Consider the following 25,674-nt stretch of genomic DNA (forward strand, 5'->3'; position numbering starts at 1 on the left):
TGGTTCGTCATGCCCGGCCTCGTGCCGGGCATCCACGTCGTCAGTCGTATCAGTCACCTCAACTCAAGACGTGGATGGCCGGGCCTCCGCCTCGCCGAAGCGGCTTCGGCCGCGCAGGCGGGACAAGCCCGGCCATGACGCCTCGAACATTCAGGCGGCAAGCGCCGGCAATGCTTACACCGCGCGCTTGAACGCCTCGGCGAGGTCGGTCTTCTCCCAGGAGAAGCCGCCCTCGTTGTCCGGCGTGCGGCCGAAATGACCGTAGGCCGCGGTGCGCGCGTAGATCGGGCGGTTGAGGTCGAGATGCGAGCGGATGCCGCGCGGGGTGAGGTTCATGACCTCGGCCGCCGCCTTCTCCAGCTTGTCCTCGGAAACCTTACCCGTGCCGTGGGTGTCGATGTAGATCGACAGCGGCCGCGCCACGCCGATCGCGTAGGCGAGCTGCAAGGTGCAGCGATCAGCCAGACCAGCGGCGACGATGTTCTTGGCGAGATAGCGCGCAGCATAGGCCGCCGAGCGGTCGACCTTGGTCGGATCCTTGCCGGAGAACGCGCCGCCGCCATGCGGAGCCGCGCCGCCATAGGTGTCGACGATGATCTTGCGGCCGGTCAGGCCGGTGTCGCCATCGGGGCCGCCGATGAAGAACTTGCCGGTCGGGTTGATGTGCCAGATCGTGTCCTTGGTGATCCAGTCCTTCGGCAGCGCCTCGCGGACGTAGGGCTCGACGCGCTCGCGCACCTGCGCCGAGGTCATGTCCTCGACCAGATGCTGATGCGAGACGACGATCTCGCGCACGCCGACCGGCTTGCCGTTCTCATAGCGCACGGTGACCTGGCTCTTGGAGTCCGGGCCGAGCACCTTCTCGACGCCGGAGTGGCGGGCTTCGGAGATCAGGCGCAGGATCTTGTGGGCGTAGAAGATCGGCGCCGGCATCAGATCGGGCGTTTCGTTGCAGGCGTAGCCGAACATGATGCCCTGGTCGCCGGCGCCCTCTTCCTTGACTTCGCCGGGCTGCAGCGCGTCGACGCCCTGGGCGATGTCGGCCGACTGCGGATGCAGCAGGATCTCGATATCGCAGGTCTTCCAGTGAAAACCTTCCTGCTCGTAGCCGATGTCCTTGATGGCTTCGCGCACGACGTGCTCGATGTGCTCGTTGGTGACCGAGGCCGGGCCGCGGGTCTCGCCGGCGATCACGACCTTGTTGGTGGTGGCGAGCGTCTCGCAGGCGGCGCGGATCTGCCAGGGGTCGATGCCGGCCTTCGGCCCTTCACGGTAGAACAGGTCGACGATCTCGTCGGAAATACGGTCGCAGACCTTGTCCGGATGGCCCTCGGACACCGACTCCGAGGTGAACAGATAAGACGCGCGCATCAAGCAACCCCTTCTTTGCCGCCCACGGCGGTCATTTGTATTGATCCCAAGTCTCTCGATCCCAAGTCTCTTGATCCCAACTGTCCTGATCCCAGGATGTCAGTCGCGACGCCGCGAGATGACGTAGGACTCGTCGTAGAACCACAGCCCGTTGTGCTTTCGCAGAACCTCTCTGGCGGCGTCGAGCGCACGAGACGAGTGGGCCACCTCGGTCAGGCGGTCTTCCTCGATCTGCGCGACATACACCGCCGCGTTCCAGGCTGCAAAGGCCGTCGAGGTTCCGATCGCACCGGTGACCTCGTTGGGCAGAGCCTCCATCTCATACCTGAAAATCGAGCGATTGTCCGCATAGGCGTTAAAATTTAAGTCTCGCCCACTGGAGCCCAGCTCGTATTTCACGGCGCGCAATAGCTCATGGCGGCTGACCGAGAAAGGATTTTCTCCGGGCCAGACCGCCTGGATGATGTCCAGGCCGGGATCCTGGCCGTGGGAGTGGATTCCGATCAGCCGACCGCCCGGCTTTAAGGCACGCGCCAGCGGTGCGATGATGCGCTTGGCGCGAAAATTGACCGAGGACCGGGCACGGTAGGGCTGGGAGGCGATGATCAGGTCGAAATTGGCCTCGACCCGTCCGGCCCGCGGGATGATGCCGTCGAGCAGGAAGCGGTGGTCCTCGCGGTACAGCACCAGCGCGATCGGCCGTTCATAGACCGGCATGCCGGTGCGCTGCGAGACGTTGGCGCGCCAGTTCTGCTCCAGAAACGGCTTCAGCGCGGTGATCTGGGCCTCGAAATCCCCGGACGAATCGCCCTGCAGCACGACCTCGTGCCAGACCATCGACGCCGCGACCGAAGGCGACGCCGGCGTCAGCCAGGGCGCCTCGGCATAATTCATGTTGGTGAACACGAACACGCTGGCCGGATGCTCGAACAGCCGGTCCGGCACCTTCTCCAGTGTCAGCCGGACGTCCTCGAGGCTCAGCTCCTTGCCGGCGACGTAGAACGGAATGTGCGGAAAACGGCCGTGCATGGTGCGCAGCACCTTCGACAGCACGGTGCCGTCGCCGACGCCGGCGTCGAACAGCCGCAGCGCCGGCGGCCGCGGATGGATGCTGGCGAGCTCGAGGCCGACACGCTCGGCCACCACCCGCTTCTCGCTGCAGGTGTGCACGAACAGCAGGTATTTCTGGCGGTTCTCGAAGAAGCGGAAATTGCTCTTGGGATCGCGCTTCTCCGGCACGACGTCGAGCCGCGGCGGCGGCAGCGTGCCGGTGGAAGCCGCGATATAGGCCTGGATGCGGTCCAGCGTATCGATGGTGATGCGCTTGCCCTCGCGCAGCCGCTGCACGAGCTTGCCGTCGTTCACGGCCCGGCGGCCGAACGTCGATTCCGCCATGTCCGACTGGCGGCAGAACTCCGTGATCTGGGCGAGCAGCTGGTCGTTCTTCATTCGGTCCGACGGGTGGGAAATGTAAGTGGGCAGCGCGCCCTTGGCCCAACGTCCTAGCACCATCTGCCCACCATTGGAAAGAGCCTGAACCCGGACCCTTCCGGACGCAACAAACCGGATAGGTTCCTGCCTCTCGTCCCCACGGTCCGTGCCGATGCGCCGCTCCCTCCTGCTGCTGATACCGCTGCTGGCTGCCCTCTGGACGTCTCCCGGCCTCGCCCAGTCGAAGTCCCAGCTCGGCCTGATCTGCACCACCGAGACGACGCCTGCGGACCAGATGATCGCCGCCTGCAACAAGATCATCGCGCTGAAGGTGTTTTCCGGCAGCCAGCTGGCGACGATCTATTTCTGGCGCGCGGTCGGCTGGAACAAGAAGGGCGACTACACCCACGTGATCGCCGATGCCACCGAGGCGCTGCGGCTGGCACCGGCGCAGGCGATCTACAATCTGCGCGGCTCGGCCTACTACGACAAAGGCGAGTACGAGATCGCGATCGCCGACTTCAACGACGCCATCAAGAGCGGCGCGCCGAGCGGCACGCTCTTCCACAACCGCGGCAACGCCTATCGCGGCACCGGCGACTACGCCAAGGCGATCGCCGACTACGACCAGGCGATCAGGCTGATGCCGAAATCCGCGCTGTCCTGGCAGAATCGCGGCATCTCCAAGGAAGCGACCGGCGACCTCGACGGCGCGCTTGGCGACATCAACGAGGCGATCCGGCTCGATCCGGCGCTGGCCTCGCCGCTGATCAACCGCAGTGTGATCTGGCGCGCCAAGGGCCATCTCGACCGCGCCGTCGCCGACGCTTCGGAGGCGGTCCGGCTCGCGCAGAATCCGCCGGCCAACGTGATGACGCCGCCGGGCAGCGTCGTCATCGCTGCCCATGTGCATCGTGCGCTGGCCTATGAGGCCAAGGGCGAGTTCGACGCGGCCAAGGCGGATTACGCCGCGGCGCTGACGCCGACCGCATCCGATGCCGGCAGCAAGGCCAACCAGGCCACCGCCAGGGTGCGTCTGTCGCTGCTGTCGGAGGCGGTGGTGCGCCCCCAGCCGCGGCCGGAATCCACGGCCCCCTCCTCGGCCGCAGCGGCGCCGACGGGGCAGCGCATGGCGCTGGTCATCGGTAACGGGGCCTACGCTCACGTGCAGCCACTGCCCAATCCGCCGCGCGATGCGCGAGCAATCGCCAGGAGCCTGCGCGACATCGGCTTCACGGTGACTGAGGGCATCGATCTCGACCGCGCGGCGATGCAGGCCAAGACGCGCGACTTCCTGCGCGAGGCGACGCGGGCGCAGGTGGCCGTCGTGTTCTATGCCGGCCACGGCGTGCAGATCGACGGCCGCAACTATCTCCTGCCCACCGACATCGCACCGTCCGCGGGCAGCGATGTGGTCACGGCAATGGTCGACATGGACCAGATCCTGGCCGGGCTCGACGACCAGGTCCGCACCAACATCCTGATCCTCGATGCCTGCCGCAACAATCCGTTCGCGCCGCCGGAGACGGCAAGCGCCGGACCCGGCCGGGGTCTCAGCGCCACCGGGCTGGCCGCACCATCGTCGCTCGGTGCTGGCGCGACGTCCGAGGCCGGCACGCTGATCGCGTTCGCGACCGCGCCGGGCAAGGTCGCGCTCGACGGCGACGGCGACAACAGCCCGTTCTCGGCGGCGCTGTCGCGCCACATCGGCACGCCCGGGCTCGAGGTGCAGCAGATGCTGACGCGCGTACGCGCCGAGGTCGTGGCCGGCACCAAGAACCGGCAGGTGCCGTGGTCGAATTCCTCGCTGCTTGGCGAAGTCTATCTGGCGGCGAGATAAACCTGCGGCTGGGCAGGCACTGCCACAGCCCGACCATCACAGCCCGCGAGACAGGTGCGGCACGCCCGAATCCTGATATCCTTTCTGAACAATGGAGACCAAGCGTGTCGCCGTCGGCCCGCCGCATCGCCGACACGATCCGCTAGCAACAAGTTCGTCTCGAAGGATGAGGGAGGCTCGCATGATCGGTCGTTTCGTTGTCGGACTAGGTGTGTCGCTCGTGCTGGCGGCAGGCCCGGCGCTCGCCGACGATGTCAGCGGCGTCTGGCTGCGCGAAAGCGGCGCCTCCAAGGTCAGATTCGCGCCCTGCGGCGGCGCCATCTGCGGCACGCTGGTCTGGATCAAGGAAGGCACGGTTACCCCCGCCAAGGTCGGCCAGCGGCTGTTCTCCGGCATGAAGCCGACCGGACCCAACGCCTGGGCCGGCAGCTACAGCAATCCCGACGACGGCAAGACCTACGATGCCAAGATGACCCTGTCCGGCGGCACGCTGACCACGGCCGGCTGCGCCTTCGGCGGCGTCATCTGCCGTTCCTCGACCTGGACGCGGACGAATTAGAGCTCCGTTTGCGAATTCATCCTACGGTCGGGTCACATCAGGGCATCGATCGTCCATATGGCAGCGAAAACGCAGGCGCGGCTGGGATTCGTGCTGTTTGCGGTGATCACCGCGGCAGCCGCGACGTTCGTGCTGGCACGCCGCTCGGCGACACCGTCCGGCAGCGACCACCGCATGGTCCGCCAGCTCGTCGTCCACTACAATCTGCTGGCTCGCCCCGATGACCCGATCATCGTGCTCGGTGACAGCATCGTCGAGGCGGCGACGCTGCCGGCCAACGCCTGCGGGCATCCGGTCGTCAACGCCGGTCTCGCCGGCGCCGGGACGCGCAGCGATCTCGCCGGCTGGCTGAAGCCCGCACTCGGGCCGAAACGGCCGTTCGCGATCATCGTCTCGCTCGGCGTGAACGACGCGCTGGCCGCCAAGCCCGACTCCAGCGAGGTCTTCGCTGCGCGCTACGAGGCCCTGCTGCGCGAGCTGTCAAAGCTCACCACGCGCATCTTCATCGCCGAGTTTCCCTCCGTCGAGGCGCGCGGGCCATTCACGCCGGCCATGGAGAAGGCCGCCACGGCGAGCATCACCGGCTATCGCGCCGTGCTGCCGGACCTCGCAAGGCGCACCGGCGCGACCTTCCTGCCCCTGCCGCCGATGGAATCGCCGTTCACGCTCGAAGGCATCCATCTGAATGCCACGGGCTATCGGTCCTGGGACCAGGCGATCCTGCAAGGAACCGAGCTCGCCTGCCGCTGATCCGCAGGCTGCGAAAACATTCCTTCACTTCGCGCCGGCTAGGATTGGGCGCACATCCCGTCGAGACGGTTAACGATCACCGCATGGCCCTGCCTCACACATCGACATCGTCTGGGACTCACAAGCTGCTCGGGCTCGAGCTGCTGCGTTTCATCGCCACGATCTCGGTGCTGTTGTGGCACTATCCGCACTTCGCCTACGTCGCCGACGCGCCGGTCGATCTCGTCCGAAGCGAATTGCCATTCTACCGCGTGCTGTTCCCGTTCTACGAGCTCGGCGAATACGGCGTGGTGATCTTCTGGTGCATCTCCGGGTTCATCTTCTTCTGGAAGTACAGCGCGCTCATCCCGGATGGCGCGGTCGACGGCTGGACCTTCTTCGTCAACCGGCTGTCGCGGCTCTATCCGCTGCATCTCGCAACGCTGCTGCTGGTCGCGGGGCTGCAGGCCCTCTATGTCGCGCAGCACGGCTTCTTCTTCGTCTACCAGAGCAACGATCTCGCTCATTTCGTCGCCCAGCTTTTCATGGCGAGCGACTGGCTGCCGCCGACCGGGGTCAGCTTCAACGGCCCGATCTGGTCGGTCTCGATCGAGGTGCTGGTCTATGCCGCGTTCTTCCTGGCGCTGCGTTTCGTCACCGCATCGCCGCTGTTGAACCTGGCGATGATCCTGGCCGGGATCGCGAGCGGGACGCTGGTCGGCAAGTGTTTCGTGTTCTTCTATGCTGGTGGCCTCGCCGCGATGGCACGGCAGAGCGTTGCCGATGCCCCGTACCGGCCAAAACTGGAGGCGCTCGCCGCCTGCGCCGTCGTCGGCATTCCCTTGGCGCTGCGGGTGTCAGGCATCGCGCTCGCCGAGCGCGCGGCAGCGCTCCTGCTCGTCTACACACCGCTCCTGTTGTTCGTCTGCACAACCCCGCTGACACTGCCCAAGCGTGTCGAAGATCTGCTGCAGGCCGCGGGCAACATGACCTATTCGTGCTACCTGCTGCACTTCCCGATCCAGCTCATGATCGCGCTGGCATTCGCGTCCTGGGGCCAACCGATCCCGTACGGCAGCCAGCTGTTCTGGATCGGCTTCATGGGACTGACCCTGACGGCGGCATATCTCACTTATGCCGGCTTCGAGGCCCCCGCCCAGCGACTGATCCGCCGCGCGCTGCTGCGCAAAAACGAAGCGGGGCGGATTGCTCCGGCCCCGCTTCCACGTCATTGATCATCGCCTGATCGCCAGGCGCGCTGCCTCAGGCAGCTGATTACTTGCCCCAGATCTCCTCGGCGAGCTCGACGCAAAGGCGCAGCTTGGCCCACTGCTCTTCCTCGCTCAGGATGTTGCCTTCCTCGGTGGAGGCGAAGCCGCATTGAGGCGACAGCGCGAGCTGGTCGAGCGGGGCGAACTTCGAGGCCTCTTCCAGGCGGCGCTTGATGTCGTCCTTCTTCTCGAGCTCGCCGACCTTCGAGGTGACGAGACCGACGACGACGACCTTGTTGCCCTTGGGCAGGAAGCGCAGGGGCTCGAAGCCGCCGGCACGCTCGCTGTCATATTCCAGGAAATAGCCGTCGTAGTTGGTGTTGGCGAGCATGGTCTCCGCAACCGGCTCGTAGCCGCCCGAGGAGATCCAGGTCGAGCGGAAATTGCCGCGGCAGACATGGGTGGTGATGGTCATGTCGGCGGGACGCTCGGCGATCGCGTAGTTGATGATGCGCGAATAGATCTGCTGCAGGCCGTCGGGATTGTCGCCGCGCTCGCGCGCCTTCTTCAGCTCGTCCTGCGAGCACAGATAGGCCCACACGGTGTCGTCGAACTGCAGATAGCGGCAGCCGGCGTCGTAGAACGCCTTCACGGCCTTGCGGTAGGTCTTGCCAAGATCCTCGTAGAAGGCGTCGAGATCGGGATAGACGTCCTTGGAGATCGATTTGCGGCCGCCTCGGAAGTGCAGCACGGCCGGCGACGGGATCGTCATCTTCGCCGTCACATGCGCGGTGTCGGCGTGCTTCTTGAGGAAACGGAAATGATCGAGCATCGGATGGTCGGCAGGGAAGTCCAGCTTGCCGATAACGCGCACGGCGTCATGACGGGTCTGCACCCCGGTGAACTGGATGCCGGCGTCCGGATGAAACAGCTCGCAGCCGGTCAGCTTCGCCAGGAAGTCGAAATGCCACCAGGAGCGGCGAAACTCGCCGTCGGTCGCAAGCTTCAGGCCGGTCGAAGCCTGGCGGTGCACGACCTTCTCGATCTCCATGTCCTCGATCTTGCGCAGATCGTCAGCGGAGATCTCGCCCTTCTCGAGCTTGGCGCGGGCTTCCTTGATCTTCTGCGGCCGCAAGAGGCTGCCGACTTCGTCGGCGCGGAATGGGGGCTTGGTGCGTTGCATGTGCTCACTCCTTGGAAGGCGTCGATTCGTTGGATAGGGTTGTTGGACCGGCCGCGATCTGTCCTGGCTGGTCACCTGGGCAAAGCGTGATGGACTGGGTCCATCCCCTACCCCGTATCCGGTCGGTATACAATTCTGTCGAAGAGAGATCGTGGAGAGGCATGGCGCGATCCATGCCAGGTGCGGTGGTCTGGCCAATTCCGACCGCGTTCGATGGGCAATCTTGAGGTGACCCCATCAAATCCGTCTCCAGGCAAAGCGCCCTCGGTCGATTGCGCGAGCCACGCTGTCCCCGCAACCAATGATGACGCTTCGGCTCGTCGCGTTCAAGCCTATCGATCAGGTCAGTGCGCGGCGGCGCTCGCGACGCCGAGATGCCGCTCCAGGGGCGCCGGATCGGCCTTCAAGGCGCTCGACGGCGCATCGTGCACGATGGTGCCGCGCTCCAGGATCACGACACGGTCGGCCAGCGCCAGCAGCTTCTGCGCGTGCTGCTCGACGATGATGGAGCACAGCCCGCCGGCGCGGCTGATGGTGCCGATCGCAGCCAGCAGCTCCTCGACGATGATCGGCGCGAGGCCTTCGGTCGGCTCATCCAGCAGCAGCACCTTGGGATTGAGCGTCAGCGCGCGGCCGATCGCCAGCATCTGCTGCTCGCCGCCGGAAAGCTGGTTGCCGAAATTGTTGCGCCGCTCCTTGAGCCGCGGAAACATCTGGTAGACGCGCTCGACCGTCCAGGGTCCGGGCTGCGCCACCGCGGTCATGTTCTCCTCCACCGTGAGCGAGCGGAAGATGTTGCGCTCCTGCGGCACCCAGCCGATGCCGGCGCGGGCGCGCTGGTCGGCGCGAAGAGCCGTGATGTCGGTGCCGGCCAACGCGAGCTTGCCGGAGAAGCGGCGGGTGACTCCGACGATGGAGTTGATCAGCGTGGTCTTGCCGGTGCCGTTGCGGCCAAGCAGCGCCAGCACCTGCCCCTCGGGCAGCTTCAGCGACATGTCCGGCAGCACGACCGCCTGGCCGTAGCCGGCGCGCAGGTTCTCGATTGTCAGCAGATCGGTCATCACGCGGCCTCGCCGAGATAGACGGCCTTGACCTGCGGATCGCGCGCGACCTCGTCGGGCGCGCCCTCGACCAGCAGCGCGCCGGAGACGAGAACCGAGATGCGGTCGGCGAAGGAGAAGACGAGATCCATGTCGTGCTCGATCAAGAGCACCGTCACGTCGCGCGGCAGCGCCGCGACGGCGGCGAGAATATCCTTGCGCTCGCCCTCGGGCACGCCGGCGGCGGGCTCGTCGAGGAGCAGAACGCGCGGGCGCGCGGCGATCGCGACCGCGATCTCCAGCAGGCGCTGCTTGCCATAGGGCAAGGTCGAGGTGCGATCGTTCATCACGTCGAGTAGCCGGAAGCGTTCCAAGGTCTCGGCGATCTCGGCATTGATGTCGTCGCGCGTGCCCATGCGCCGCCACCAGTTGCCGCCGCCGCCGAGTCGCTCGGAGACCGCGAGCCCGATCGTCTCCAGCGGCGTGAGGTCCGGATAGAGCTGGTTGATCTGGAAGGTGCGCGACAGGCCGCGCAGCACGCGCTTGTGCACGGGCAGGTCGGTGATGTCCTGGCCTTCGAGCAGGATGCGCCCCGCGCTCGGCTCCAGCACGCCAGTGAGCTGATTGATGACCGTGGTCTTGCCGGCGCCGTTCGGACCGATCAGCGCATGGCGCGCGCCCGGCGCGATCTGCAGCGACAGATTGCGGGTGACATGGAGGCCGCCGAAATGCTTGTCGAGGCCGCGGGTTTCCAATGCGTAGGTCATGGCGCCTCGTTATCGGTGAGGGCCACCGCGGCCTTGCGGCCGGCGATCTGCCGAAGGATGAGATTGGGCAGCCACAGCGCATAGGCGTGGATGCGATGGCGGCCGACCAGAACGATGACAACGAGCACGAGGCCGATCCAGAACATCCAGTATTGCGGCGTGATCCACTGGAACAGCTCCTGCAGCATCCGGAACACGGCGGCGCCGATCAGCCCGCCATAGAGATAGCCGGATCCGCCGATGACCAGCATCAGCACGAGGTCGGCGGAGCGCTCGAACGAGAACACGTCGAGCGAGGCCAGCGCCGTGGTCTGGGTGAACAGCGCCCCGGCAATGCCGGCGTAGAACGCGCCGACGGTGTAGATCGCGATCAGGCGCTTGTTGACGGGAATGCCGACGGCGGCGGCGCGCAACGGATTGTTCTTGATCGCGCGCAGCGACAGACCGAAGGGGGAATGCACGATCGTCCGCGCCAGCAGGAACAGCACGAACAGCACCGCGAGCGCATAGAAGAACCCGGTCTTGCCGAACATGTCGAAGGCGAACACGCCGAAGATCGGCTGGATGTCGATGCCCTGGAGACCGTCGGTGCCGCCGGTGATGTTGGAGAAGCGCTCCGCCAGCGCCTCCATCAACAGCGCGATGCCGAGCGTCACCATCAGCCGCGTCAGGTCGACGCCGCGGATGACCAGGAAGCTGGTGGCGAAGCCAAGCACGGTGGCGGTGAGGCCGGCCACGATCAGCGCCAGCACCGGCTCGTTGATGATGCCGTGCACCGAGAGCAGGCCCGCGCAATAGGCGCCGACGCCGAAGAAGGCGGCGTGGCCGAGCGAGACGATGCCGGCATAGCCGAGGATCAGGTCGAGCGACAGCGCGAACAGCGCCAGCCGCAGGATCTCGGTCATGATCAGGTAGCGCGAGGGAAACGCCAGTCCGACCGCCAGCACGACGATCCAGAAGGCGAACTCGCTCCAGTGCCAGCGGCCGTGCTGCCTGGCGTGAAATCCGACCTCGGTTTGTGCGTTCGTGGTCATGCGATCCTCACCGCGTCGCCGTGCGGCCGAACAGGCCGTTCGGACGCCAGATCAGGATCACGATCATGATGGTGTAGATGACGAAGGGGCCGAGCTTCGGCACGTAGTATTTGCCGGCGACGTCGCCGATGCCGAGCAGCAGCGAGGCGAGGAACGGGCCGGTGATCGAGGACGAGCCGCCCACGGTGACCACGATCAGGAAGTAGATCATGAATTTCAGCGGGAAGTACGGATCGAGGCCGAGAATCTCGGCGCTGAGCGCGCCGCCCAGGCCGGCGAGCCCGCAGCCGAACGCGAAGGTGAAGGCGAACACCTGCGGCACGTTGATGCCGAGGCCGCTCGCCGCGCGCGGATCATCGACGGCGGCACGCAGCCGGCTGCCGAACCGCGTCTTGGAGAGCACCAGCTGCAGCCCCACCGTGAGCAGCCCGCAGATGACGATGATCATCAGCCGATAGCGGCCGATGCCAACGCCGAAGACGTCGAACTGGCCCTGCAGCACGTCGGGCAGATTGATGAAGATTCGCGAGGAGCCCATGATGTAGTCGACCGCGGCCACCGTCATGAAGACGAGCCCGATCGAGAACAGCACCTGGTCGAGATGGCTGCGCGCATAGAGATGCTGATAGAGCGTCCGCTCCAGCAGCGCGCCGATCATGGCGCTCGCGACGAAGGCCAGCGGCAGCGCCGCGAAGAACGGCCACCCCATCCGGTTGACGAGCACGGCGCAGACGTAGCCGCCGGCCATGGCGAAGGCGCCATGGGCGAGGTTGACGAAGTTCATCAGGCCGAGCGTCACGGCGAGCCCGCAGGCCAGCACGAACAGCAGCATGCCGTAGGCGACGCCGTCGAAGAGGTTGGTGAGGATGGCGGTCATGGAGTCTAGTTTCAGTCCCCAGTCATCCCTTCATCCGAAGGGCATGCATTCAATGCTTGCTCGGTCTGCGCCTCCCCCGCCTCCGGGGGGAGGTCGGATCGCATCTGAACGATGTGATCCCGGTGGGGGACATCTCTCCACACGACGCGTGTGCCGTGGGGTACCCCCACCCCAGCCCTCCCCCGCACGCGGGGGAGGGAGCGCACCGTTCGTGCGCGCTCGAGATGACGCCTATCGCGTCACTTCTTGGCCTTGCCCGGATCCTTGACGGCCTCGAAGGTCTGGAACTCGACGTTGTAGAGCTCGCCGTCGACCTTCTCGACCTTGCGGATGTAGACGTTCTGAACGATGTCGCGCGTCTCCGGATCGATCGAGATGGGACCGCGTGGGCTCTCCCAGGCCATGCCCTTCATCGCAGCAAGCAGGGAATCGCCGTCGGTCTTGCCACCGGTCTTCTTCAGCGCCTCGTAGATCAGATGGATGCCGTCGTAACCGCCGACCGCCATGAAGCCCGGACGGCTGTTGAACGCCTTCTTGTAGGCCGCGACGAACTCCTTGTTCTTCGCCGACGGATGCGCCGCCGAATAGATGTGCGCGGTGACGGCGCCGAGCACGGCGTCGCCCATGTCGTTGAGCAGGTCGTCGTCGGTGACGTCACCCGGTCCGATCACCTTGATGCCGCTCTTGTCGAGGCCGCGCTCGGCATATTGTTTCATGAAGTTGCCGCCCTGGCCGGCCGGCACGAACACGAACATGGCATCCGGCTTGGCGTCCTTCATGCGCTGCAGGAACGGAGCGAAGTCGGGGTTTGCCAGCGGAACCTTGATTTCCTCGACGATCTCGCCGCCGCCGGCGGTGAAATGCTCCTTGAACGAGGCCAGCGCGTCGTTGCCCGGCGCGTAGTCCGAGGTCAGCGTGGCGACCTTCTTGATGCCGTTCTTGACCGCCCAGTCGCCGATGATCGTCGAGGACTGCGGCAGCGTGAAGCTGGTGCGGACGATGTAGGGCGACTTCTCGGTGATGATGGAGGTGCCGGCCGCCATTACGACTTCCGGGATCTTGCCCTGGGTGGCAAGCGGCGCGGCGGCGAAGGCCGCCGGTGTCACGCCGAAACCGGCGATGACGTTGACCTTGTCGTTGACGATCAGCTCCTGCGCCAGACGCTTGGTGTTGTCCGGCAGCGCCGCGTCGTCCTTGAGGATGACCTGGATCTTCTTGCCGGCGACGGTGTCGCCGTTCTGCTGCATGTAGAGCTTGATGGCATTGTCGATCTGCTTGCCGGTCGACGCCTGGCCGCCGGTCATCGGCACGATCAGGCCGATCTTGAACACGTCTTCGGCCCGCGCCGCACCGGACGCGAGCGCAGCCGCGGCGAGCGCCGCACTGGCGGCGAGCGTCAGTGTCTTGTTTCGCACGAACATTGAAACTACCTCCCTGGTCGGATCAGGACCGCAGCCCCCGGCCATTGTTGTCTTAACCGTGCGATCTCGTTCACGATATCGCGGGCGCATCGCTGCGGACTTGGGACCCCGTTGTCAATGGCGATCATGGGAGGCTTCGTGAACGGTAGGTTTCCGCAACGGACCACCGATCCGTGATCGGTATATTAATACCCAAACCATCGAACGGCCAAATTTTACCAATTGATGGCAAGTCGTTAGGGTCCGGGCCGCGGGTCGCCCGCAGCACGAAAGGTCCCCCGTCAATGCCGGCCAGACGCCCCCACCGGACCAGGCTCTTTCCGGCCGCGATGATGCTTCTGGCCGCGGCCGGGCCGATCCTCGCCGGCTGCTCGTCGATCAATGAGAAGGTCGGCGCGGGGATGGGCGATCTGATGCCGCAATGGGCCGGCGGCCTGCCGGCCGACGCGCCACCCCGGCCGGGCACCCCCGAATACGACCGGTTCATGCAGGAGCGCGAGCGGCAGCGGCAGTTGCCGGCCGCCGAACGCGACAAGCAGACGCAGTCCAACGCCAACGCGCAGGCGACCGCCCCCGGCCGCTGACGGCGGCGACATCAATCCATGAAGACGACGGTCTTGCGGCCGTTGAGGATGACGCGGTCCTCGAGGTGATAGCGGATCGCCCGCGCCAGCACGCGCCGCTCGATGTCGCGGCCCTTGCGCACGAGATCGTCGGGGGTGTCGCGATGGCTGATTCGCTCGACGTCCTGGTCGATGATCGGGCCCTCGTCGAGATCGCGGGTGACGTAATGGGCGGTAGCGCCGATCAGCTTGACGCCGCGCTCATAGGCCTGGTGGTAGGGTTTCGCGCCCTTGAAGCCCGGCAGGAACGAATGGTGGATGTTGATGCAGCGGCCCGACAGGCTCGCTGACATCTCGTCCGACAGGATCTGCATGTAGCGCGCCAGCACGACGAGATCGGTCCTGGTCTCATCGACCAGCTTCAGGATGGCCTGCTCCTGGTCGCGCTTGGTGTCCTTGGTGACGGGCATGTGGTGGAACGGAATGTCGCCGAAATCGAGCCCGGCATAGGTCTCGCGCGGATGGTTGGAGACGATCGCGGTCGGAATCATCGCGAGGTCGCGGGTGCGCCAGCGATAGAGGATGTCGACGAGGCAATGGTCGAACTTCGACACCAGCAGCATCACCCGGCGCTGCCCGGCGCGGTCGCGCATCTGCCAGTCCATCGCAAAGCGTTCGGCAATCGCGGCGAATCCGGTCTGCAGCGCCGGCAGGTTGACCGCGAGGTCGGCCGCCGTGAACACCACGCGCATGAAGAAATGACCCGTCTCGAAGTCGCCGAACTGCTGGGCGTCGAGAATGTTCTGGCCGTTATGGGCGAGGAAGGTGGAGACGGCCGAGACGATCCCGGGACGATCCGGGCAGGACAGGGTCAGGACATATTGGTGGTCGGACATGGCGTGACGTTACCGGGCGGAGGACGAAGGGTGAATGATGCGGCAGGCTTGGCGCCCGTTCGGGCCCTGCTCTATCACCCTCCGCGCGCTTGCGCCAACGCTCGGCCCATGGGCAGGATGAACAAAATATCAACTCTCAAACTTCGAGCATCGTCATGGCTGACAGGCTGACCGGCAACCGCATCCTGATCCTCGAAACCCGCGAGGAGGCGCAGTTCTCCCGGCTGCTCGCCGAGCAGGGCGCCGACGTGCTGCAATGTCCGATGTTCACGATCGAGGATGCGCCGGACCCGGCGCCGATCGAGGCCTGGATTCGCCGCTGTAACGAACGGCCGTTCGACGATCTCGTGCTGATGACCGGCGAGGGCCTCAGGCGGTTGATGACGGTGGCGCGCCGGATCGGCGTCGAGGCCGAGTTCATCGCCGCGATTGGCAAGGCCCGGAAGTTCACCCGCGGTCCCAAGCCGGGGCGCGCCTTGCGCGAGCTGGGCCTGGAAGCGCAGGTCACCACGGAGAAGCCGACCTCGGAAGGCGTGGCCGAACTGCTGGCAGGCTACGACCTCACGGGCCATCGGCTCGGCCTGCAGCTCTATCCCGACAAGGATCATTCGGCGCTGATCGGCGCGATCAAGGCTGGCGGCGCCGAGGTCGATCCGGTGCTGCCCTATGTCTATGATGCCAAGGCGGCGGACGCGAACATCCTCACCGCGATCGACGAGATGATCGCCGGCAAGGTTGACGCGATCGCGCTGACGAGTTCGGGCCAGCCGCGGCGGCTGTTCGACGTCGCCAGGGCGCACGGCGTCGAGGCACGCCTGCGTGAGGGACTGGCACGCACGCAGATCGCCTCCGTCGGGCCTGTGGTGACGGAGGAGCTGGCTGCGCATGGGCTGACGCCGTCGATCACACCGGCGGGCGAGGCCTATTTCATGAAGCCGCTGATCTCGGCGATGGCCAAGGCGCTGGGTGTGAAAGTGCCGCCAGCGGCGCGTTACTAACAGTGTCGTCCCGGGCTTGACCCCGGACCTATAGCCACCGATCGCGATGAGGCAGGCAACTACCAGCCCCGTTCCCAGATAGCGTCCGCGGTATGGGTCCCGGCGTTCGCCGGGACGACAGCGGAGGGTTAGGGGGCGGCCTGCCCCGTCTCCTGCAGAAACGCTTGATACGCGCGCGCGATGCCTTCCTTCAGCGACGTCGTCGCGCGCCAGCCGAGCTTTGCCAGCCGCGAGATGTCGAGCAGCTTGCGCGGCGTGCCGTCGGGGCGCGAGGTGTCGAAGCTGATCCGTCCCCGATAGCCGGCCGTCGCCGCGACCACACGGGCGAAATCGGCAATCGTGATGTCCTCGCCGGTGCCGATGTTGACCAGCCCCGCCTCCGAATAGGTCTTCATCAGGTACACGCAGGCATCCGCCATGTCGTCGACATAGAGGAATTCGCGCCGCGGCGTTCCCGTGCCCCAGACCACCACCTCCGGCGCATCGGCGAGCCTCGCCTCATGGAAGCGGCGGATCAGCGCCGCAACGACGTGGCTGTACTCGGGATGGTAGTTGTCGCCGGGGCCATAGAGATTGGTCGGCATCACGTTGATGAAATCGGCGCCATACTGGCTGCGATAGGCCTCGACCATCTTGATGCCGGCGATCTTGGCGATCGCGTAGGGCTCGTTGGTCGGCTCCAGCGGCCCGGTCAGCATCGAATCCTCGCGCAACGGCTGGGGGGCGAGCTTGGGATAGATGCAGGAGGACCCGAGAAACATCAGCTTCTCGGCACCGTTCACATGCGCGGCGTGGATGACGTTGGTGGCGATGGCGATGTTCTCGTAGATGAACTCGGCACGCAGCGTGTTGTTGGCGACGATGCCGCCGACCTTCGCCGCGGCGAGGAAAACGGCCTGCGGCCGGGCGCGCGCAAACCATGAGAACACCGCCGCCTGGTCGCGCAGATCGACCTCGCTGCGCGGCACCGTCAGCAGTTCGACGCCTTCGCTCGCCAACCGCCGCACCAGCGCGCTGCCGACCATGCCGCGATGGCCGGCGACGAAGGCACGCTTGCCGCGGAGATCAAATGGCGTGGCCACTGCTCGCCTCCCGCCGTGCGGCGCACAGATCGCTGGCGACCATCTCCTTGACCAGTTGGGCGAAGCTCGTCCTTGGTTTCCATCCGAGCTTGTCGCGCGCCTTGCTGCAATCGCCGATCAGGAGGTCGACCTCGGTCGGGCGGAAATAGGTCGGGTCGATCCGCACCACCGCCTTGCCGGATCTCGCGTCGATCCCGGTCTCCTCGACCCCCTCGCCGCGCCATTCGATGCGGCGATCGACCTCGGCGAAGGCGAGCTCGACCAGCTCGCGCACCGAATGGGTCTCGCCGGTCGCCAGCACGAAATCGTCAGGCGTATCGGCCTGCAGGATACGGTGCATGCCCTCGACATAATCGCGCGCATGGCCCCAGTCGCGCTTGGCCTCGAGATTGCCGAGATAGATCGTCTCCTCCAGGCCGGTCTCGATGCGGGCGACGCCGCGGGTGATCTTGCGGGTCACGAAGGTCTCGCCACGGATCGGGCTCTCGTGGTTGAACAGGATGCCGTTGCAGGCGAACATCCCATAGGCCTCGCGATAGTTCACCGTGATCCAGTAGCCGTACAGCTTGGCGCAGCCATAGGGCGAGCGCGGATAGAACGGTGTCGTCTCCCGCTGCGGGATCTCCTGCACCAGGCCGTACAGCTCCGAGGTCGAGGCCTGGTAGAACCGCGTCTGCTTCTCCATGCCGAGAATGCGAATGGCTTCCAACAAGCGCAGAACCCCGAGCGCGTCGGCATTGGCCGTGTATTCCGGACTCTCGAAGCTGACGCCGACATGGCTCTGGGCCGCGAGATTGTAGATCTCGTCGGGGCGGATCTGCTGCACCAGCCGGATCAGGTTGGTGGAATCGGTCATGTCGCCGTAATGCAGCAGGAACGGGACGTTGCCTTCGTGCGGATCCTGGTAGAGATGATCCACCCGCGCGGTATTGAAGGACGATGACCGCCGCTTGATGCCGTGCACAGTGTAGCCAAGGCCGAGCAGATATTCGGCCAGATAGGCGCCGTCCTGGCCCGTGACGCCCGTGATCAGGGCCACGCGGCCGCTGCAATCCTTCCCCGCCATACTCACTCCAACACCGTCGCGCCCCCTCGGGCCGAAGTTCCCGGCGAGCAGTCCACAGCCGAAGCCGCCGGTCAAGCTCGACGGAAAACAAGGCGTTGGATCAATCCCGTATCGGCGCGACGCAAGGCGGGATCTAGTCCCCGTAGCAGCGCAGCCGGTCGAGATCGAGCACGGTCACCCCGCCATATTCGACGCGCAGCAGGCCCTCCCGCTCCAGCGTCTTGAGGCATTGATTGGCGTTCTGCCGGGACAGGCCCGACAGCGCGCCGATCTCCTCCTGGGTGATCTCCAGGTGGCGGGTCGTATTCGGGTAGAGGATCGGATTGAACAGTGACGCGATGCTGCGGGCGAGCCGTGCCGTCGCATCCAGCGTGCGGCCGACCTCGACCAGGCCGATGAACTGGCCGAGCCGCTCGTTGAGCTGGGTGACGAGGAAGCGATTGAAGCCGACGCTGTTCTCGAACAGCCACATGAAGGTCGGCCGCTCCATCAGCGCGACGCGCGTATCGCGCAGCGCCACGACGTCATAGCGGCGCGGCTCGTTCTTCAGCACGCTGCCCTCGCCGAACCAGGCGCCGGCCGACATGCCGGCGAATGTCGTCGCCTTGCCACCGCGCGACACCGTGCTCATGCGCGCCAGACCCGTGACGATCCCGGTCCAGTAGTCGAATTGGTCGCCGCGGACGAAGATGTGTTCGTTGGCCGCAAACGACCGCTCGACGACGCCGGCCGCGGCCGTGTCGATTTCCTCGGGCTTCAAATGGCGGGACCAGGGCGCGATGCGCAGAAGGGTATCGGGAGAGATCAAGCCGTCATCTCGTCTCGTCGAAGCTCGCGGCAGCCATATTGCATCGCAACAATCCAGCGGTGAATTTAGCCTGGGAAATGTCAGGCGCAAGACAGTTCCTGATAGCGCTTTCCCCTATCGAGGGCCACTGCTCTCGACTCGCGCCTCCGATGAGGTGCATCCGAGATGCGGCAAAATGCGCCCGCCCGGGTGGCCCGTCATTCGTCGGATGGCGCGGAGCCGATGCCCGGGATAGGATTGCAGCCGACGCGACGAGCTCAACGTCGCGCGACACGATGCCTTGAAGAGCGCGCCAAGCGCCCAAGACAATTCGGGAGGACGACTTGGACTATACGTTGGAAGCGCGCGGAGTGTCGCTGCGTTTCGGTGGGGTGCGGGCCCTGACCGACGTCAGCTTCGGCGTGCGCGAGGGCGAGTTGTTCTCGATCATCGGCCCGAACGGTGCCGGCAAGACCTCGATCGTCAACTGCATCTCCGGCCGCTACAAGCCGACCGAGGGCCGCCTGTTCCATCGCGGCCGCGACATCACCGGCCTGCCGCCGAGCGCGCGCGCAAATATCGGCATCGGCCGCACCTTCCAGAACCTCGCCCTCTTCCACCACATGAGCGTGCTCGACAACATCATGGTCGGGCGCCATCACCTCTTGAAGAACAACTTCCTCACCGGCTCTCTGTATTGGCTCACCGGCGCGCGGCGCGAGGAGCTGAAGCACCGCGAGAAGGTCGAGCAGATCATCGACTTCCTCGACCTGCAGTCGGTGCGCAAGGCGCCGGCCGGCACGCTCTCCTATGGCCTGCGCAAGCGCGTCGAGCTCGCCCGCGCCATGGCGCTGGAGCCACATCTCATTCTCCTCGACGAGCCGATGGCCGGCATGAACTTCGAGGAGAAGGAGGACATGGCGCGCTACATCGTCGACCTCAACGGGGAATACGGCATGACCGTCGTGATGATTGAGCACGACATGGGCGTGGTGATGGACATTTCCCACCGCGTCATGGTGCTGGATTTCGGCCGCAAGATCGCCGAGGGCGACCCGGCCGCGGTGCTCGCCGATCCCCACGTCAAGCGCGCCTATCTCGGCGAGGAGGACGAACTGCTGGTCGATCCCGACGAGGCGCCGTCCATCGCGGAGGACGCGGCATGATGGACTATGCGGGTCGCGTCCGGCAGGCCGACACCTATCCGAAGCTGCTGCGGCTGAACGCGAAAGAGCACGGGACGGAGATCGCGCTGCGCGAAAAGGATCTCGGGCTGTGGCGCACCTTCACCTGGGCCGACTACCAGGCGCGCGTGCGCGATTTCACGCTCGGCATGGTCGAGCTTGGGCTCGGCAAGGACGACGTGATCGGCATCATCGGTGACAACCGGCCGGACTGGGTTGCCGCGGAGATCGCAACGCATGCGATCCGAGGCTACAGCCTCGGGCTCTATCGCGATGTGCTCGACGACGAGGCCGCCTACCTGCTCAATTACGGCGAGGCTCGGTTGGTGTTCGCCGAGGATGAGGAGCAGGTCGACAAGCTGCTCAACCTCGCCGAGCGCGTGCCGGCGCTCGAGCATATCGTCTATTCCGATCCGCGCGGCATGCGGAAGTATGACGATCCCAGGCTGATGCCGGCGGACAAGCTCGCTGAGCTCGGCCGCAATCGGGCGGCGCGCGAGCCGGATCTGTACGACCGCATGGTCGATGCGACCGTCGGCGACGACGTCGCCATTCTCTGCACCACCTCGGGCACGACCTCGCATCCGAAGCTCGCGATGCTCTCGGCCGCGCGCGTGCTCAAGCACTGCGCGACCTATCTCGCGTTCGATCCGAAGGGGCCGGAGGACGAATACGTTTCGGTGCTGCCGCTGCCCTGGATCATGGAACAGGTCTACGTGCTCGGCAAAGGACTGCTCTGCCGGATGAAGATCAACTTCGTCGAAGAGCCCGACACGATGATGAACGACTTCCGCGAGATCGCGCCGACCTTCGTACTGTTTGCACCAAGGGTGTGGGAGCAGATCGCGGCCGACGTCCGTGCCGCCGTCATGGACGCCTCGCCGCTGAAGCAACGGCTCTACCATCTGGGCATGTCGACCGGCCTTGCGGCCCTGGAAAAGGGCCGGCATTCGAGCCTTGCCGACATGCTGCTGTTCCGTGCGCTGCGCGACCGGCTCGGCTTCACCCGGCTGCGCTCGGCTGCCACCGGCGGTGCCGCGCTCGGGCCCGATACGTTCAAGTTCTTTCGCGCCATGGGCGTGCCGCTGCGCACGCTCTACGGCCAGACCGAGCTGCTCGGGGCCTACACGCTGCATCCGGACGACAAGGTCGATCCCGACACGACCGGCGTGCCGATGGCTGACGACATCGAGATCAGGATCGACCAGCCCGACAGCCAGGGCATCGGCGAGATCCTGGTACGCCACCCGAACATGTTCCTGGGCTACTACAAGGCCCCGGAAGCCTCGACCGCCGACGTCAAGGACGGCTGGATGCATTCGGGCGACGCCGGCTATTTCAACGACGCGAAGCAGCTCGTCGTCATCGACCGCATCAAGGACCTCGCCGAGACCGCGCGCGGCGAGCGCTTCTCACCGCAATATATCGAGAACAAGCTGAAGTTCTCACCCTATATCGCCGAGGCCGTCGTGCTCGGCGCCGGCCGCGAGCACCTCGCCGCGATGATCTGCATCCGCTATTCGATCATCTCGAAATGGGCCGAGAAGAACCGCATCGCTTTCACCACCTATTCCGATCTCGCCTCGCGCAACGAGGTCTATGCGCTGCTGCAGAAGGAGGTCGAGACCGTCAATGCCCACCTGCCGCCGGCGCAGCGCATCTCCCGCTTCCTGCTGCTGTACAAGGAACTCGATGCCGACGACGGCGAGCTCACACGTACGCGCAAGGTGCGCCGCAGCGTCATCAACGAGAAGTACGCCGATATCATCGACGGCATCTATGGCGGCAAGCCGGCGATCCCCGTCGACACGGTCATCCGCTTCCAGGACGGCACCACCCAGCGCATCCGCACCACGCTGAAGGTGGTGGACCTGGACAGCCACGGCCCCATGGCGGAGGCCGCAGAGTGATGTGCTTATCGTCATATTCGGTCATCCTGCGCGGGCTTGACCCGCGCATCCATCTTCTTGCGAGAGCGATGGATCGCCGGGTCGAGCCCGGCGATGACGAGCAGCGGCTTGAGCCGCAGCGAAGGTTACTGCGCATGACTGCGCCCTCTCCCCTTGTGGGAGAGGGCATCTCGGCCGGTCAACGCAAACGCGGTCGGGTGAGGGGTCCCTCTCCTCTCGCTCGCCCGCGGAGAGAGCCCCTCACCCGGCTGCGCTGCGCGCAGCCACCCTCTCCCACAAGGGGAGAGGGTAAGAGCCACGCCGGCTCGGCACACCCAATCGTCATGCGCGGGCTTGCCCCGCGCATCCATCCTCTTCCGACAAAGCTGGATCGCCGGGTCAAGCCCGGCGATGACGAGTGAGAACGATCATGAACACCGCCTTCCTCATCCAGCTCTTGGTCAACGGCCTCGTCGTCGGAACGCTCTATGGCGTGGTCGCGATGTCGTTCGTGCTCATCTACAAGGCGACCCAGGTCGTCAATTTCGCGCAAGGCGAGCTGCTCCTGATCGGCGCCTGGGTGTGCTGGGCATTGCTGACGAAATATCAGGTGCCGTTCTGGGTCGGCATGCCGCTGACGCTGGTCTTCATGTTCGCGTTCGGCATCGCGATCCAGGTTGTGATCCTCCGGCCGATGATCGGCGAGCCCATCATCTCCGTCATCATGGTCACGATCGGCCTGTCGACCGTGTTCCAGGCGGCGCTGAAATGGATGTTTGGCGTCAATCCGCAGCCGTTCCCGCCAGTGTTCGCAAGCACGTCCGTCGACCTGTTCGGACTGCAGATCCAGACGGTCTACGTCATGAGCCTCGTCGTGTCGCTGCTGATGATGCTCGGCATGGCCTGGTTCTTCAAGGCCTCCAAATATGGCCTCGCGATGCGCGCCACCGCCTTCAACCAGCAGGTCGCGCAATCGCTCGGCATCTCCGTCAAGAGCGTGTTCGCGATGGCCTGGGCGATCTCGGCGACCGTGTCCGCCGTGGCCGGCGTGGTCGTCGCCGTCGTCAACGGCGTGTCCTCGGGATTGTCGGCCTACGGCATCAAGGTGTTTCCGGCGGCGATCCTCGGAGGCCTCGACTCGGTCGGCGGTGCCGTGCTCGGCGGCATCATCATCGGCCTCCTGGAGAATATCGCGCAATATGTCGACAGCCAGTATCTGCACTGGGGCAATCTGTACGAGATCGCGCCGTTCTACGTCCTGATCATCATCCTGATGATCAAGCCCTACGGCCTGTTCGGCACCAAAGACATCGAGCGGATCTGAACCATGGTCGCACGTTCCACGATACCCGCCGGTGACTTCCGCACCTCCTACGCGGCCGACACCACGATCTTCCCGACCAGGACCAGCCGCAATTTCGCGATCGCCGGTGTCATCCTGCTGTGCTTCGCGCCGCAGGTGTTCTCCGAATATTGGCTGTCGGTTTCGATCCAGATCGGCATCTTCGCGATCGCGGCCCTCGGGCTGAACATCCTGGTCGGCTTCACCGGCCAGATCTCGATCGGCCAGGCCGGTTTCTTCCTGCTCGGCGCCTTCACCTCGGCCTACATCAACAACGCCTATGCCATCCCGGTGTTCTTCGCGATCCCGCTCGCCGGCGTGATCACGGCCCTCGTTGGTCTGGTCTTCGGCCTTCCGGCGGCGCGGCTGAAGGGGCTCTATCTCGTCATCGCCACCCTCGCTGCGCAATACATCCTGCTCGACTTCTTCTCCCGGGCCGAATGGTTCTCCGGCGGCTCGGTGCCGGCTTCGGCCAATCCGTTCTCGATTCTGGGCTACACGCTGCGCGGCGACCGGCAATATTTCTACGTCGTGCTCGCTTACGTGCTGGTCTGCTATCTCCTGGTCACCAACCTGATGCGCACCCGCGACGGCCGGGCGCTGATCGCGATCCGCGACCATTATCTCTCGGCCGAGATCATGGGCATCAACCTGACCAAATATCGCACGCTGTCGTTCGGCCTCGCCGCGTTCTTCGCCGGCATTGCAGGCGCCCTCTATGCGCACTACCAGTTGGTGATCTCGCAGGAAGGTTTCGGCATCGAGCGCTCGATCCTGTTCCTTGCGATGATCATCATCGGCGGCACCGGTTCGATCATGGGCACGCTGATGGGGACCGCCTTCGTCGTTCTGCTGCCGGAATCGATGGAGTGGCTCAGCCATCTCCTCAAGGGCGGCGCGATCGACAAGGCGCTCGCGCTCAACAACAACATCACCTTTCTGCGCGAGATCGCGATCGGCCTGATCATCATCGGCTTCCTGATGTTCGAGCCCGACGGGCTCGCGCATCGCTGGCGCCAGATCAAGACCTATTGGAAGCTCTATCCGTTCTCACATTGATTCCAACCAACAGGGACCGGCGGCAATCCGGCCCGAACCCACCACAGGAGGAAGCACTATGACGATCAAATCATGGCTCGGCTCGGCGGCACTGGCGCTCTTGGCGGGCGCATTCGCCCCCTCGGCGCAGGCGCAGCAGATCGCGATCGGCCATCTGCAGGATCTCTCAGGCGGCACGTCCGACGTCGGCACGCCCTACGGCCAGGGCGTCGCGGACACCTTCGCCTGGGTCAACAAGAACGGCGGCATCGGCGGCAAGCAGCTCGCAGTCGACAGCAACGATTATGGCTACCAGGTGCCGCGCGCGATCGCGTTGTACAAGAAGTGGTCGGCACCGGACAACAAGGTCGCGGCGATCATGGGCTGGGGCACCGCCGACACCGAGGCGTTGACCGGCTTCCTCGCCAACGACAAGATCCCGGACATGTCCGGCTCCTACGCCGCCGCGCTGACCGATCCGGAAGGCACCAGCGGCAAGGCGAAGCCGGCGCCGTACAACTTCTTCTACGGCCCGAGCTACTCGGATGCGCTGCGCGCCGAGCTGACCTGGGCGGCCGAGGACTGGAAGGCCAAGGGCAAGCCGGGCAAGCCGAAATTCGTCCACATGGGCGCCAACCACCCCTACCCCAACGCGCCGAAGGCGGCCGGCGAGGCGCTCGCCACCGAGCTCGGCTTCGAGGTGCTGCCGCCGCTGGTGTTCGCGCTGGCGCCCGGCGACTACAGCGCCCAGTGCCTGAGCCTGAAGAGCTCCGGCGCCAACTACGCCTATCTCGGCAACACCGCGGCTTCCAACATCTCGGTGATGAAGGCCTGCAAGAATGCCGGCGTCGACGTGCAGTTCCTGTCCAACGTCTGGGGCATGGACGAGAACGCCGCCAAGACCGCGGGCGCTGCCGCCGACGGCGTGATCTTCCCGCTGCGCACCTCGGTGGCCTGGGGTGGCGATGCGCCGGGCATGAAGACGGTGCAGGAGATCTCGAAGATGTCCGACCCGACCGGCAAGGTCTACCGCCCGGTGCACTACGTCGCCGCGGTCTGCTCCTCGCTCTACATGAAGGAGGCGATCGAGTGGGCTGCGAAGAACGGCGGTGCCACCGGCGAGAACGTTGCCAAGGGCTTCTATCAGAAGAAAGATTGGGTGCCGGCCGGGATGGAGGGCGTCTGCAGCCCGTCGACCTGGACGGACAAGGACCACCGCGGCACCATGAAGGTCGACCTCTATCGCGCCCGCGTGACGGGTCCGACCGATGGCGACCTCAACGACCTCATGGCCAAGGGCGTGATCAAGCTCGAGAAGGTCAAGACCATCGAGCTGCCGCGCAAGGCGGAATGGGCTGGTTGGTAA

Annotated in this window: 23 protein-coding genes; 11 read left to right on the forward strand and 12 right to left on the reverse strand. The window is 65.4% G+C overall.

What is annotated here, in order from left to right:
- Positions 1-174: 174 nt before the first annotated feature.
- The gene (metK, locus tag QX128_RS26105) at positions 175-1,371 is read right to left on the reverse strand and encodes a methionine adenosyltransferase (RefSeq protein ID WP_315803538.1); all 1,197 of its coding nucleotides are present in this window, start codon (positions 1,369-1,371) and stop codon (positions 175-177) included.
- Positions 1,372-1,470: 99 nt separating this feature from the next.
- Positions 1,471-2,820: a hypothetical protein gene (locus QX128_RS26110; protein ID WP_315803539.1), complete on the reverse strand. Its 1,350-nt coding sequence runs from the start codon at positions 2,818-2,820 to the stop codon at positions 1,471-1,473.
- Positions 2,821-2,974: 154 nt separating this feature from the next.
- On the opposite strand from QX128_RS26110, the gene QX128_RS26115 reads away from it, so the two are divergent.
- From QX128_RS26115 to QX128_RS26130, 4 genes are all read left to right on the forward strand, one after another.
- Positions 2,975-4,642, forward strand: a complete 1,668-nt coding sequence (locus QX128_RS26115; protein WP_316238913.1) for a caspase family protein — start codon at positions 2,975-2,977, stop codon at positions 4,640-4,642.
- A gap of 181 nt (positions 4,643-4,823) precedes the next feature.
- Complete coding sequence (locus tag QX128_RS26120; protein ID WP_316238914.1) at positions 4,824-5,201, forward strand: DUF2147 domain-containing protein; 378 nt, start codon at positions 4,824-4,826, stop codon at positions 5,199-5,201.
- Between the two features lie 57 nt (positions 5,202-5,258).
- Positions 5,259-5,951: an SGNH/GDSL hydrolase family protein gene (locus QX128_RS26125; RefSeq protein WP_316238915.1), complete on the forward strand. Its 693-nt coding sequence runs from the start codon at positions 5,259-5,261 to the stop codon at positions 5,949-5,951.
- 83 nt (positions 5,952-6,034) lie between these two features.
- Positions 6,035-7,165 (forward strand): acyltransferase, encoded by a 1,131-nt coding sequence (locus QX128_RS26130; RefSeq protein WP_316238916.1) that lies wholly within the window; start codon positions 6,035-6,037, stop codon positions 7,163-7,165.
- A gap of 40 nt (positions 7,166-7,205) precedes the next feature.
- Here the strand turns inward: QX128_RS26130 and QX128_RS26135 are convergent, their stop codons facing one another.
- The 6 genes from QX128_RS26135 to QX128_RS26160 all read right to left on the reverse strand — a co-directional run bounded on the left by QX128_RS26135 (position 7,206) and on the right by QX128_RS26160 (position 13,463).
- Entirely contained in the window at positions 7,206-8,324 is a 1,119-nt protein-coding gene (locus QX128_RS26135) for a cobalamin-independent methionine synthase II family protein (RefSeq protein ID WP_316238917.1), read from the reverse strand.
- Positions 8,325-8,668: 344 nt separating this feature from the next.
- Positions 8,669-9,385, reverse strand: a complete 717-nt coding sequence (locus QX128_RS26140; RefSeq protein ID WP_315803545.1) for an ABC transporter ATP-binding protein — start codon at positions 9,383-9,385, stop codon at positions 8,669-8,671.
- Entirely contained in the window at positions 9,385-10,131 is a 747-nt protein-coding gene (locus QX128_RS26145; protein WP_315803546.1) for an ABC transporter ATP-binding protein, read from the reverse strand. The genes QX128_RS26140 and QX128_RS26145 overlap by 1 nt, the downstream gene beginning before the upstream one ends.
- On the reverse strand, positions 10,128-11,165 hold the full coding sequence (locus QX128_RS26150) for a branched-chain amino acid ABC transporter permease (protein WP_316238918.1): 1,038 nt from the start codon (positions 11,163-11,165) through the stop codon (positions 10,128-10,130). The genes QX128_RS26145 and QX128_RS26150 overlap by 4 nt, the downstream gene beginning before the upstream one ends.
- A 7-nt stretch (positions 11,166-11,172) precedes the next feature.
- Positions 11,173-12,042 (reverse strand): branched-chain amino acid ABC transporter permease, encoded by an 870-nt coding sequence (locus QX128_RS26155; protein WP_315712905.1) that lies wholly within the window; start codon positions 12,040-12,042, stop codon positions 11,173-11,175.
- A gap of 239 nt (positions 12,043-12,281) precedes the next feature.
- Positions 12,282-13,463, reverse strand: coding sequence for an ABC transporter substrate-binding protein (locus tag QX128_RS26160; protein ID WP_315803548.1), 1,182 nt, complete (start codon positions 13,461-13,463; stop codon positions 12,282-12,284).
- Between the two features lie 284 nt (positions 13,464-13,747).
- Between QX128_RS26160 and QX128_RS26165 the strand changes: the two genes are divergently transcribed.
- The gene (locus QX128_RS26165; protein ID WP_315803549.1) at positions 13,748-14,047 is read left to right on the forward strand and encodes a hypothetical protein; all 300 of its coding nucleotides are present in this window, start codon (positions 13,748-13,750) and stop codon (positions 14,045-14,047) included.
- A gap of 11 nt (positions 14,048-14,058) precedes the next feature.
- Here QX128_RS26165 and purU read toward each other — a convergent pair whose 3' ends face one another.
- Positions 14,059-14,922: a formyltetrahydrofolate deformylase gene (purU, locus tag QX128_RS26170; RefSeq protein ID WP_316180092.1), complete on the reverse strand. Its 864-nt coding sequence runs from the start codon at positions 14,920-14,922 to the stop codon at positions 14,059-14,061.
- Positions 14,923-15,077: 155 nt separating this feature from the next.
- Here purU and QX128_RS26175 point away from each other — a divergent pair, with 155 nt between their 5' ends.
- A complete protein-coding gene (locus QX128_RS26175; protein WP_316238919.1) occupies positions 15,078-15,920 on the forward strand; it encodes a uroporphyrinogen-III synthase in 843 nt (280 codons plus the stop codon).
- 128 nt (positions 15,921-16,048) lie between these two features.
- Here the strand turns inward: QX128_RS26175 and QX128_RS26180 are convergent, their stop codons facing one another.
- From QX128_RS26180 to QX128_RS26190, 3 genes are all read right to left on the reverse strand, one after another.
- Positions 16,049-17,002, reverse strand: coding sequence for a GDP-L-fucose synthase (locus QX128_RS26180; protein ID WP_316238920.1), 954 nt, complete (start codon positions 17,000-17,002; stop codon positions 16,049-16,051).
- Complete coding sequence (gmd, locus tag QX128_RS26185) at positions 16,986-18,041, reverse strand: GDP-mannose 4,6-dehydratase (RefSeq protein ID WP_409997946.1); 1,056 nt, start codon at positions 18,039-18,041, stop codon at positions 16,986-16,988. Before gmd ends, QX128_RS26180 begins: the two co-directional genes overlap by 17 nt.
- A gap of 160 nt (positions 18,042-18,201) precedes the next feature.
- A complete protein-coding gene (locus QX128_RS26190; RefSeq protein ID WP_315803554.1) occupies positions 18,202-18,876 on the reverse strand; it encodes a Crp/Fnr family transcriptional regulator in 675 nt (224 codons plus the stop codon).
- 323 nt (positions 18,877-19,199) lie between these two features.
- Here QX128_RS26190 and QX128_RS26195 point away from each other — a divergent pair, with 323 nt between their 5' ends.
- The 5 genes from QX128_RS26195 (at position 19,200) to QX128_RS26215 (ending at position 25,674) form a co-directional block, all read left to right on the forward strand.
- Positions 19,200-20,021, forward strand: coding sequence for an ABC transporter ATP-binding protein (locus QX128_RS26195; RefSeq protein ID WP_316238921.1), 822 nt, complete (start codon positions 19,200-19,202; stop codon positions 20,019-20,021).
- On the forward strand, positions 20,018-21,949 hold the full coding sequence (locus QX128_RS26200; RefSeq protein WP_316238922.1) for a long-chain fatty acid--CoA ligase: 1,932 nt from the start codon (positions 20,018-20,020) through the stop codon (positions 21,947-21,949). The genes QX128_RS26195 and QX128_RS26200 overlap by 4 nt, the downstream gene beginning before the upstream one ends.
- Before the next feature lie 409 nt (positions 21,950-22,358).
- A complete protein-coding gene (locus QX128_RS26205) occupies positions 22,359-23,252 on the forward strand; it encodes a branched-chain amino acid ABC transporter permease (protein WP_315803557.1) in 894 nt (297 codons plus the stop codon).
- Between the two features lie 3 nt (positions 23,253-23,255).
- Positions 23,256-24,329 carry a branched-chain amino acid ABC transporter permease gene (locus QX128_RS26210; protein WP_315803558.1) on the forward strand — a complete coding sequence of 358 codons (1,074 nt, stop codon included), beginning with the start codon at positions 23,256-23,258 and terminating at the stop codon, positions 24,327-24,329.
- Between the two features lie 58 nt (positions 24,330-24,387).
- On the forward strand, positions 24,388-25,674 hold the full coding sequence (locus tag QX128_RS26215) for an ABC transporter substrate-binding protein (RefSeq protein ID WP_315803559.1): 1,287 nt from the start codon (positions 24,388-24,390) through the stop codon (positions 25,672-25,674).

Origin of the sequence: Bradyrhizobium sp. SZCCHNR1015 (assembly GCF_032489875.1) — a bacterium.
GTDB lineage: Bacteria > Pseudomonadota > Alphaproteobacteria > Rhizobiales > Xanthobacteraceae > Bradyrhizobium.

Excerpts from the sequence above, each read along its gene's own strand:
- metK (WP_315803538.1), bottom strand. The coding sequence starts at position 1,371 with ATGCGCGCGTCTTATCTGTTCACCTCGGAGTCGGTGTCCGAGGGCCAT.
- QX128_RS26110 (WP_315803539.1), bottom strand. The coding sequence starts at position 2,820 with ATGAAGAACGACCAGCTGCTCGCCCAGATCACGGAGTTCTGCCGCCAG.
- QX128_RS26115 (WP_316238913.1), top strand. The coding sequence starts at position 2,975 with ATGCGCCGCTCCCTCCTGCTGCTGATACCGCTGCTGGCTGCCCTCTGG.
- QX128_RS26120 (WP_316238914.1), top strand. The coding sequence starts at position 4,824 with ATGATCGGTCGTTTCGTTGTCGGACTAGGTGTGTCGCTCGTGCTGGCG.
- QX128_RS26125 (WP_316238915.1), top strand. The coding sequence starts at position 5,259 with ATGGCAGCGAAAACGCAGGCGCGGCTGGGATTCGTGCTGTTTGCGGTG.
- QX128_RS26130 (WP_316238916.1), top strand. The coding sequence starts at position 6,035 with ATGGCCCTGCCTCACACATCGACATCGTCTGGGACTCACAAGCTGCTC.
- QX128_RS26135 (WP_316238917.1), bottom strand. The coding sequence starts at position 8,324 with ATGCAACGCACCAAGCCCCCATTCCGCGCCGACGAAGTCGGCAGCCTC.
- QX128_RS26140 (WP_315803545.1), bottom strand. The coding sequence starts at position 9,385 with ATGACCGATCTGCTGACAATCGAGAACCTGCGCGCCGGCTACGGCCAG.
- QX128_RS26145 (WP_315803546.1), bottom strand. The coding sequence starts at position 10,131 with ATGACCTACGCATTGGAAACCCGCGGCCTCGACAAGCATTTCGGCGGC.
- QX128_RS26150 (WP_316238918.1), bottom strand. The coding sequence starts at position 11,165 with ATGACCACGAACGCACAAACCGAGGTCGGATTTCACGCCAGGCAGCAC.
- QX128_RS26155 (WP_315712905.1), bottom strand. The coding sequence starts at position 12,042 with ATGACCGCCATCCTCACCAACCTCTTCGACGGCGTCGCCTACGGCATG.
- QX128_RS26160 (WP_315803548.1), bottom strand. The coding sequence starts at position 13,463 with ATGTTCGTGCGAAACAAGACACTGACGCTCGCCGCCAGTGCGGCGCTC.
- QX128_RS26165 (WP_315803549.1), top strand. The coding sequence starts at position 13,748 with ATGCCGGCCAGACGCCCCCACCGGACCAGGCTCTTTCCGGCCGCGATG.
- purU (WP_316180092.1), bottom strand. The coding sequence starts at position 14,922 with ATGTCCGACCACCAATATGTCCTGACCCTGTCCTGCCCGGATCGTCCC.
- QX128_RS26175 (WP_316238919.1), top strand. The coding sequence starts at position 15,078 with ATGGCTGACAGGCTGACCGGCAACCGCATCCTGATCCTCGAAACCCGC.
- QX128_RS26200 (WP_316238922.1), top strand. The coding sequence starts at position 20,018 with ATGATGGACTATGCGGGTCGCGTCCGGCAGGCCGACACCTATCCGAAG.
- QX128_RS26205 (WP_315803557.1), top strand. The coding sequence starts at position 22,359 with ATGAACACCGCCTTCCTCATCCAGCTCTTGGTCAACGGCCTCGTCGTC.
- QX128_RS26210 (WP_315803558.1), top strand. The coding sequence starts at position 23,256 with ATGGTCGCACGTTCCACGATACCCGCCGGTGACTTCCGCACCTCCTAC.
- QX128_RS26215 (WP_315803559.1), top strand. The coding sequence starts at position 24,388 with ATGACGATCAAATCATGGCTCGGCTCGGCGGCACTGGCGCTCTTGGCG.